Source organism: Thermoanaerobacterales bacterium (assembly GCA_030019475.1).
Lineage (GTDB): Bacteria > Bacillota > Desulfotomaculia > Desulfotomaculales > JASEER01 > JASEER01.
Window position 1 is genome coordinate 64,762 of the sequence record JASEER010000008.1, and the last position, 8,725, is coordinate 73,486.

Consider the following 8,725-nt stretch of genomic DNA (forward strand, 5'->3'; position numbering starts at 1 on the left):
AAGGGACACGCCAACCCTCTCTCCCGTTCCTCTCCACGCTTACGAGGTTAGCTGCCGGGCGCGGGCCGCAGAGGTGGCCCTACTCGCAAGGGCGAGATTAGCCCCAGGGAGGTGGGTCCCCCGTTCCCCTGAAAGGGATTCAGCGTTCGCAGGAGATGCGGTAGTTGTGTTCTTTATGAACATAACAAGGGAGGGCACGTCCGTCAAGCCGGCTGGTGGGGGGCTTAGGGGGTTCAGTCCGTGTCAGGAGGGTTTGACCGGCCGTTCCGCCGCTCCCTTTACAATTCCTCCCAATAACGTGCGCTCAGATAAGGTAGCAGGCCAAAAGGCCCTCCGTGTAGGGGTGCAGCAGCGCGGCGAAGAGTTCGCCGACCGGCGCCTCTTCCAGCACCCGCCGCAGTACATCACCGCCGCGCGGTCGGCCGTCTCGGCGACTACCACAATTCCTTCCCAGCCCGCACAGCGGGCATACCCTCAGGAAAGCTCCCGCCGGTCGAAGACCCGCCTGGTCTTCTTCTCGGTACGGGGCAGGGCGCCCTGGGGCACGACCTCGACTTCGGCGCCGACCCCGATGAAGGCCTTGATATTCCGCCGGAAGGCCGCGGCGGCCTGCGCCGGGTCGGTTCCGGGCTCCCCTTCGACGCGGATGAGGATGCGGTCCCGGCCCTGTTCCCGGGTGAGCACGACCTGGTACTCGCTCAGGAGGCCCGGGGTCTGTTTCAGGACGTGGTCTACCTGACCCGGGAAGATGTTGACCCCCTTGACCTTGATCATGTCGTCGGAGCGGCCGAGCACCCGGTCGATCATCGGGTAGGGGCTGCCGCAGGGACACGGCCCGGGAATCAGGCGGGTGATGTCCCGCGTGCGGTACCGCAAGAGGGGCATCCCTTCCTTGGTCAGGGTGGTGATGACCAGCTCGCCCTCGGCCCCGGGGGGCAGTACGGCACCGGTGGCCGGGTCGATGATCTCGAAGAGGAGGTGGTCGGACCAGTAGTGCAGGCCGGCGTGGGCCGGGCAGTCGATGGCGATGCCCGGGCCGTAGACTTCGGTCAGGCCGTAGATGTCGAAGCTCTCCAGGCCGAGCAGTTCCTCGATGCGCCCGCGCATGCGCTCGCCCCACCGCTCCGACCCGAAGATGCCGATCTTCAGGTGAATCCGGCCGCGCAAGCCCCGGCGGTGGATCTCCTCCGCCAGCAGCAGGGCGTAGGACGAAGTGGCCGTAAGCACCGTGGTGCGCAGGTCGACCATCATCTGCAGTTGCTTTTCGGTATTCCCGGGGCCCATCGGCACAACCATCGCCCCCAGGCGCTCCGCCCCGGCCTGGAAACCGATCCCCGCCGTCCAGAGGCCGTAGCCCGGGGTGATCTGGACACGGTCGCAGGGGGTGACCCCGGCCGTGGCGTAGCAGCGGGCGAACATCTCGGCCCATACGCTGACGTCGTTGGCGGTGTAGGGAACGATCACCGGCTTGCCGGTGGTGCCCGACGAGGAGTGGATGCGCACCACCTTCTCCTCGGGGGCGGCCATCAGCCCCAGGGGGTAGCCCTCCCGCAGCTCGTCCTTGGTAGTGAAGGGCACGGCCACCAGGTCGGATACCGTCCGGATCTCCCGCGGGTCGATGCCCGCGGCGTCAAGCTTGGCGCGGTAGAAAGGCGAGTTCTCGTAGACATAGCCCGCCAGCCGGTGGAGCAACGCACCCTGGCGGCGGAGCGTCCTTTCCTCGTCAAGCCCTTCCCGTCTCGGCTCGTACACTGCCATTCTCGTCTTGTACCTCCTGAACCCTATATTCGATGTTCCAGCACCCGCAGCGCCTCTTCCCGCCCGAGGGCGAAGGCGTGCCGGTTGACCTCCAGAAGCTTCGCGGGGATGGTGGCTACGAGGGCGGCCAGCAGGTCCTCGTGGTCGAAGGGCAAGACCCCGTCCAGGGTGGACAGCGCCCCCAGGAGCACGGTGTTCGCGGCCTTGACGTTCCCGGCGCGCCGGGCGGTCTCCGCGGCGTCAAAGAGCAGCGCCCCCGGTACAACCTCCCGCAGGTAGGCCAGCAGTTCTTCCGCCGGATACCGGGACCGGCCGAGGGTGACGGTGATCGGCCGGATGACGACGGTACTGGCGACCACCCGCCCCTCGTCTTTCAACTTGGGCAGGCTACGCACCGTCTCGGCCAGCTCCAGGCCGAGCAGGATGTCCGCCGCCCGGTCGGGGATGATCGCCCCCGACAGCCCCCGCCCGAGGCGCACGTGGCTCGTCACCGGGCCCTCCCGCTGGGCCATGCCGATCGACTCCGAGGTCCGGACCTCCAGGCCGGCCGTCAGGGCGGCCCGGGCCAGGACCCGGGAGGCGAGCAGGTTCCCCTGCCCCCCCACGCCGGCGATAATGATGTCGATCTTCATGACGCCGTCCCCACCCTTGTGATGGCCTTCGAAGGACAAAGGCGCAGGCAGAAGCCGCACCCGGCGCATTTGTCCGTGACAATCGACGGACGGCCGTCCTCCAGGAAGATCGCCGGGCAACCCAGGTCCCGGTAACAGGTGCCGCAATCCTCGCAGTCCGCGGCGTTGACCGTAAAGCGCGGCCCGCCGCGCTTCAGGGCGGCGCACGTGTGGCGCATAATGACCACCGCCGGCCCCGTGAAGCTGATGGCCTCCTTCAGGGCGCGCATGGCCGCCGTGGGGATCACCGGGTCGGCCTCGACCAGGCAGCGTACGCCGCAGGCGCGCACCAGGGCGGGGATATCCACGGTTTCCCCCGGTTCCCCGCCCGCCGTCCGCCCGGTGCCCGGGTGGGGCTGGTGGCCGGTCATGGCCGTGGTCCGGTTGTCAAGAATCACAACCGTGATGTCGGTCTGGTTGTAAACGGCGTCGATCAGGCCCGGGATGCCGTTATGAAAGAAAGTGGAGTCGCCCAGGACGGCGATATGCTTGCGCCCGGGCTCGGCGCGCTGCATGCCGGCCGCCATGCTGACGCTCGCCCCCATGCAGAGGCAGGTGTCGACCGCCTCCAGGGGCGGGAAGGCGCCCAGCGTGTAGCAGCCGATGTCCCCGTTGAAGACGGCGTCTACCCCGAGTTCCCGCACCGCCTGGCGGAGCATATAGAAGGAAGCGCGGTGGGGGCAGCCGGCGCACAGCACCGGCCCCCGCAGGGGCAGTTCCGGAGGCGTCGGCCGCTCGGCGACGGGGAACGCCTCCAGGCCCAGGAACCGCCGCAGCGCGGCGGCCACCCGGTCCACGTTCAGCTCGCCCTCGCGCGGGACAAACCCGCCCCGCTTGCCCACGATCTCCAGGGTCAGGCCCTGGCGGTAGGCCGCCGCCACGACCTGCTCCTCGATGACCGGTTCCTGCTCCTCGACCACCAGCACCCGGTCCACCTGCCGCAGGAATTCAACGACGAGCTTCTCGGGCAGGGGGTAGGGGGTGCCGATCTTCAACAGCGAGACCTCCGCGCCCAGCGCCTCGAGGACCTCGCGGACGTAGTTGTCAGACAGCCCGCCCGCGATGACCCCCACCCGGCCGGCGATCTCCATCCGGTTGAAGGGGGACTCCGCGAACAGGCGGGCGAGGGTTTCCTGCTTGGCGTTCAACAGGGGATGCTTCTTGGCCGCCGTTCGGGGCAGGATCACCCAGTCCAGGCTCTTTTCAAAGTACGCCGTGCGCACCGGGGCGTAGGGCGCCTCCGCCACCTCGACCTCCTGGCAGGCGTGACAGACGCGGGTCGTCGGGCGCAGGATGACCGGCAGCCCCGTGCGCTCCGAGAGTTCGAAGGCTTCGCGCATCATGGCCTTCGCCTCGGCGGGCGTGGCCGGATCGAGCACCGGCAGTTTCGCAAAGCGCCCGAAGAGGCGGGTGTCCTGCTCGTTCTGCGAGCTGTGCGGACCCGGGTCGTCGGCCGAGACGACCACCATGCCGCCTTTGACGCCGAGGTAGGCCAGGGACATCAACGGGTCGGCGGCCACGTTCAGGCCGACCTGCTTCATGGTCACTACGGACCGGGCGCCCGCCAGGGCCGCTCCGGCCGCCACCTCCAGCGCCACCTTCTCGTTGACCGACCACTCGGCGTAAAAGCCCATATTGCGCGAGAGCCGGGCCAGTGTCGCCAGGATCTCCGAGGACGGCGTCCCCGGGTAACCGGCGGCCACCTGCACCCCGGCCTCCACCGCCCCGTAAGCCATGGCCTCATTGCCCATTAAGACCTGCAGCGCCAAACAATGCCACCACTTTCTACCGCGCGCCCGAAACCCGGGCGCCCGTTAGATCGTCCCGTACCCCGTCACGCGCACAGCGACCCCCGCTGCCGCCGCCAAGAGGACAGCCACGATCAACAAGCGGTCACCGGCCGGCACGGGCTCCCGGCGGAGCGCCACCCGCCGGCCGCGTCCGTAACCCCGCGTCTCCAGGGCCACGGCCAGACGCTCGGCGCGGGCGAGCGAGAGCAGGACCAGCGGCACGGCCACCGGCGCGAAGGCGCGCAGGCGCCGGACGGGATTCGCCCCTTCCACCGCATAGCCCCGGGCACGCTGCGCCTCGGTGATCCGGCGCGCCTCGTCCATGAACGAGGGAACAAAACGCAGCGCGGTAGAGAACATCAAGGCATAATCGTACGGAACCTTAAAGTTATTCACCAGAACCGCCACGATATCCTTTATTTCGGTAGTGGCCAAAAGCGCCAGGAAACTGGTGACAATGGTCATCATGCGCAGGGCCATCGCAAGCCCCAGGACCAGGCCGTGATCGGTCACACTCAGGGCTTTGAACCACGGCAGCAGGTGGAAGAGCACCCGGCCGCCCTCGGTGAAGACGGCCTGGAAGAAGACCAGGATCGAGGCGAAGATGCCCAGACCGACCAGCGCCGGGACAAGGTGGCGGAGCACCCCGGCAAGCCCGGCCACGAGAAGCACCGAGGCGAAGACGGCCGCCAGAAAGGGTGCGGTGTTGAAGGCCATCGCGAGGACAAAGACTGCGGCGACCCAGGCCATCTTGACCAGGGGGTGCCGCCGGTGGACAAATGAATTACGCGGGACGTAACCGAAGGACGAATTCATGCCGCGTCTCCTCCCACGGCCAGGGAGCGGAGTACGCAGGCCATCTCTTCGACGAGGAGGACATCGCGGGGGATTTCCGGCCGGTTGAGGCGTTGGGCGAGGCGGGTGATGTCGGGTGGGCGGAGGTCGGTCAGGCGCAGGACCTCCGGGCGGGCGAAAACCTCCCGCACGCCGCCGTCGGCCGGCACCCGCCCCTGTCCGAGGACGACAACCCGCGCCGCATACCGCGCCACCAGTTCCATATCGTGTGTTATAAAGACGATGGTGTGCCCGGCTTCGTTCAGTTCCTTGACCCGGTCCATGATCTGCCGCGACTCGCGGTAGTCCTGGCCGGTGGTCGGTTCGTCGAGGACGATCACCCCGGTCCTCATCGCCAGCACGGCGGCCAGGGCCAGCCGCTGGCGCTGCCCCTTGGACAACTCGAAGGGATACGTCTCCTCGGTCCCGGCCAGGCCCACGAACTCCAGGGCCGCCGCCACCCTTTCCCGGATTTCCGTCCGGGGGACGCCCAGGTTATGCAGGCCGAAAGCCACCTCCCCGCCCACGGTGTCGTGGAAGATCTGGTGGTCAGGGTTCTGGAAGACGTAGCCCACGTGCCGCGCCAGGGCCGAAACCTTAAGGCCCGCCGCGTCCCGGCCGCCGACCAGCACCCGTCCGGCCGTCGGCCGCAACAGGCCGTTGAAATGCCTGGCCAGCGTACTCTTCCCGGCCCCGTTCTGGCCGATCAGGGCTACCATCTCCCCCGGTGCGATGCGCAGGCTGATCCCCCGCAGGGCGTCCTCGGGGGCCCCGGGGTAGCGGAAATGCAGGTCTTGCACTTCAAGGACGGGAACTTCGGCCATTACCGTCACCTTCAAAGCCGCCTCCTCACCCAGTTCTCTCCCTCGGCCACCGTCAGCGGCAGTTCCTCGCCGGGCGCCAGGCCCAGCCCCGCCGCCAGCCGCGCCACCGGCGGCACGGCCACGCCGACGCGGGAGAGTTCCTTCTGCCGGGCGAAAACCGCGCGGGGAGCGCCGTCCATCAGGACCCGCCCGGCGTAAAGCACCATGATCCGGCCCGCGTGGCGCGCCAGGTGGGACGTCTTCTGCTCGGCGATGATCACCGTCATACCCCGCTCCCGGTGCAGGCGGCCGAGGACGCGGAAGATTTCCTCCGTCCCCACCGGGTCCAGCTCCGCCGTCGGCTCGTCGAGGACCAGCACCCGCGGCCGCATGGCCAGAGCGGCGGCGATGGCCACCCGCTGCTTCTCGCCGCCGGAGAGGGAGGCGGTGGTCCGGCGGCGCAGGTGCGCCGCCCCGACCATCGCCAGGGCCTCCTCCACCCGCTCCGCCGTCTCCGCCTCTTCACAGCCCGCGTGCCGGGGGCCGAAGGCCACCTCCTCCTCCACGTCGGCGCAGATCAGCTGGCTTTCCGGGTCCTGGAGCACGGTGCCCACCGTCTCCGCCGTCTGCGCCACGGTTTGCCGGCCGACCTCCCGCCCGTCAAGCAGCACCCGGCCCTCCAGCCGGCCCGGCTGCAGGTTGGGGATGATACCGTTCAGGCAGGCCAGGAGCGTGCTCTTGCCCGCTCCGGCCGGGCCGGTGATGCCCACGAACTCCCCGGCCGCGATCTTCAGCCCGATCCCCGCCAGGGCCTCTCTCTCGCCCCGTGGATACGCGAAGGACAGATTCTCCACCGTGATCAGCAAACCGCTCAAACCTCCATCCGGCGGAACAGGCTAGGCGCGCAGGAACCGCTTCGACGGTGCGTACAACAGCTGGGTCAGGACGGCGTTGATCAGGGTCACCGGGAGGACGACACCGAGAAAGGCCGCCTGCCAGGCCTCAAACGGCATGTTCAAGAAGACGAAGAAGTTCAGCGTGATGTAACTGGTGCCGCTGGCCAGGGTGCCGACGGTGGTGGCCACGATCGGCTTGAAGGCATAACGCTTCAGGGCCAGTTCGGGCAGGTAGCGGACGATCAGGACGCAGGCCAGGGCCCCGATGGGCTCGGTGATCAGGTTCAGGTACGGGATCGGCGACTTGGAAAGGAACATGCACACCGCCCCGCCGACCAGGCCGATGCCGAGCGCCCCGCCGAAGCCGGGCCGCACCAGAAGAATAGCCAGGCAGTACATCGCGATGACAAAGTTGGGGGTGATCCCGAACAGGGGCGGCGTAAAGGCGCGCAGAACAGCGCCGATGGCCAGAAGCATCGCCACGAGCGCCAGTTGCTTGCTGGCCGGCATGGCAACGCCGCCTCCCACGGTTTCCCGGGCTGCCGGATTCGTCATCTTGCAGGACCTCCTCAAGAACTAAAAAATAAACCGGGCCCTTCGTTCTGAGCCCGGTACGGGAAGCAAACGCCTACGCCCGCTCACCTCGTCTCGGCTCAGCTCATACTCATCACCTCTCGTCTTATTCAGTTGTCGGTTATCTTACTACAAATCCCCCGCCCTGTCACTACCCAAAACCCAGAAAAAGGTCGGTCCCCAATCTGTCCCGCTCCCGCCGGCGGCTCCAGGCGCAGGATGAACAGGAACATTCGGGCCTGCCGTCATTCCGGGCAAAAGTCCGCCCTCTTTTCAAAGTTTTGGGCAAGTTGAGGAGGGTTTCCGGAAGTTGCTCCGAAAAGATACTTCCTATGGCAGATACAAAAGGCACGCCACAAGGAGAAGAATTCATCCGCCGCATGGTATCGGCCGACGCCTTCCCGAAAAGGCTGGGGATTCGTTTCGGCCGCGTCGCCCCCGGGTACGCCGAGGCGACCCTGACCGTCGAGGAAGGAATGCTGAACTTCATGGGTCTGACCCACGGCGGCGTAGTCTTCTCCCTCGCCGACACCGTCTTCGGCGCAGCCAGCAACGCCTACGGCCAGGTCTCCCTGGCCGTCCACGCCGACATCAGCTTCCTGCAGGCCACCACCGCCGGCGCCGTGCTCACCGCCCGGGCCGTCGAAGAGTCCCGCAGCCGCCGCGTCGCCCACTACCGCGTCACCGTCGAAGACGACCGGGGCCGCCTCGTCGCCACCTTCCACGGCGTGGCCTATCTCAAGAGGGAGACGCATCAGACGTCAAGGTAGAAAACGGACACCCCCCCTTTGCTTCAAGACCGGCCGTCACACCTATACCCAAGAGGATACTCTCAATGATTCCCGCACTGCTTCCGAACCACTGCCAGTGTATCATTAATAGAATGGCCGCCGTCTCGTTGGAACTGATCCGGTACAGCAAAGGCAACAAAATAACAAATAGCGCAAAAGGCCAGCCGTAGATCACCACACTGGACACCCGAATCCTAATGCTTCTCAGTAAGATCGCCTGCCATAGTTTATCCAACCTTAACAGCAAGGTGCCCAAAACAACCAACAAATACGATGGGACGTATAGTGCAAGTGACTGCAAGGGTTTATATTCATACCGGGTGGAAGCCGCAATCCAACTCCCCAAGTAGTTGGCAGCCAACAATAGGCCAGCAAATGCAAGGAAACCTGCTAATTGAAGGAGAACACGATGTTGCATATTGTCACCCTCTGAGTAGAACTGTTCTGCACCACAGAAGAATACAGTTGATCTTGTCGCTTGCTGTCGGGATGAGGTGGACCCCATTGTCAAGACACATTTTTGATCTAGTTTAAGGTGGGTTCCCTCCTTCCCCAGTGGTTAATCATGGTAGTTATCCTGATTTGAGATGCTTCGTTAACTCCCATTGA

The 8,725-nt window shown here is 66.3% G+C and carries 8 protein-coding genes and 1 riboswitch; of the genes, 1 reads left to right on the top strand and 7 read right to left on the bottom strand.

Going from position 1 to position 8,725, the window contains the following annotated elements; genetic code table 11:
- Positions 1 to 24: 24 nt before the first annotated feature.
- A riboswitch (cyclic di-AMP (ydaO/yuaA leader) is annotated at positions 25 to 155 on the bottom strand.
- A gap of 319 nt (positions 156 to 474) precedes the next feature.
- The 7 genes from QMC81_03720 to QMC81_03750 are packed head-to-tail and all read right to left on the bottom strand — an operon-like array spanning position 475 to position 7,307.
- Positions 475 to 1,758: a phenylacetate--CoA ligase gene (locus QMC81_03720; protein MDI6906589.1), complete on the bottom strand. Its 1,284-nt coding sequence runs from the start codon at positions 1,756 to 1,758 to the stop codon at positions 475 to 477.
- Positions 1,759 to 1,781: 23 nt separating this feature from the next.
- Positions 1,782 to 2,390: an indolepyruvate oxidoreductase subunit beta gene (locus QMC81_03725; protein ID MDI6906590.1), complete on the bottom strand. Its 609-nt coding sequence runs from the start codon at positions 2,388 to 2,390 to the stop codon at positions 1,782 to 1,784.
- On the bottom strand, positions 2,387 to 4,198 hold the full coding sequence (gene iorA / locus QMC81_03730) for an indolepyruvate ferredoxin oxidoreductase subunit alpha (GenBank protein ID MDI6906591.1): 1,812 nt from the start codon (positions 4,196 to 4,198) through the stop codon (positions 2,387 to 2,389). Before iorA ends, QMC81_03725 begins: the two co-directional genes overlap by 4 nt.
- Positions 4,199 to 4,243: 45 nt before the next feature.
- Entirely contained in the window at positions 4,244 to 5,035 is a 792-nt protein-coding gene (locus tag QMC81_03735) for an energy-coupling factor transporter transmembrane component T (GenBank protein MDI6906592.1), read from the bottom strand.
- Positions 5,032 to 5,886: an ABC transporter ATP-binding protein gene (locus QMC81_03740; protein MDI6906593.1), complete on the bottom strand. Its 855-nt coding sequence runs from the start codon at positions 5,884 to 5,886 to the stop codon at positions 5,032 to 5,034. The genes QMC81_03735 and QMC81_03740 overlap by 4 nt, the downstream gene beginning before the upstream one ends.
- Positions 5,887 to 5,888: 2 nt before the next feature.
- Positions 5,889 to 6,722, bottom strand: a complete 834-nt coding sequence (locus QMC81_03745) for an ABC transporter ATP-binding protein (GenBank protein MDI6906594.1) — start codon at positions 6,720 to 6,722, stop codon at positions 5,889 to 5,891.
- Between the two features lie 30 nt (positions 6,723 to 6,752).
- Positions 6,753 to 7,307, bottom strand: coding sequence for a tryptophan transporter (locus QMC81_03750; protein ID MDI6906595.1), 555 nt, complete (start codon positions 7,305 to 7,307; stop codon positions 6,753 to 6,755).
- A 350-nt stretch (positions 7,308 to 7,657) separates the two neighbouring features.
- On the opposite strand from QMC81_03750, the gene QMC81_03755 reads away from it, so the two are divergent.
- Complete coding sequence (locus QMC81_03755) at positions 7,658 to 8,095, top strand: hotdog fold thioesterase (protein ID MDI6906596.1); 438 nt, start codon at positions 7,658 to 7,660, stop codon at positions 8,093 to 8,095.
- The last annotated feature ends 630 nt before the right edge of the window (positions 8,096 to 8,725 follow it).

Coding starts and splice junctions, on each gene's coding strand:
- QMC81_03755 (MDI6906596.1), top strand. CDS start 7,658: ATGGCAGATACAAAAGGCACGCCACAAGGAGAAGAATTCATCCGCCGC.
- QMC81_03750 (MDI6906595.1), bottom strand. CDS start 7,307: ATGACGAATCCGGCAGCCCGGGAAACCGTGGGAGGCGGCGTTGCCATG.
- QMC81_03725 (MDI6906590.1), bottom strand. CDS start 2,390: ATGAAGATCGACATCATTATCGCCGGCGTGGGGGGGCAGGGGAACCTG.
- QMC81_03735 (MDI6906592.1), bottom strand. CDS start 5,035: ATGAATTCGTCCTTCGGTTACGTCCCGCGTAATTCATTTGTCCACCGG.
- QMC81_03720 (MDI6906589.1), bottom strand. CDS start 1,758: ATGGCAGTGTACGAGCCGAGACGGGAAGGGCTTGACGAGGAAAGGACG.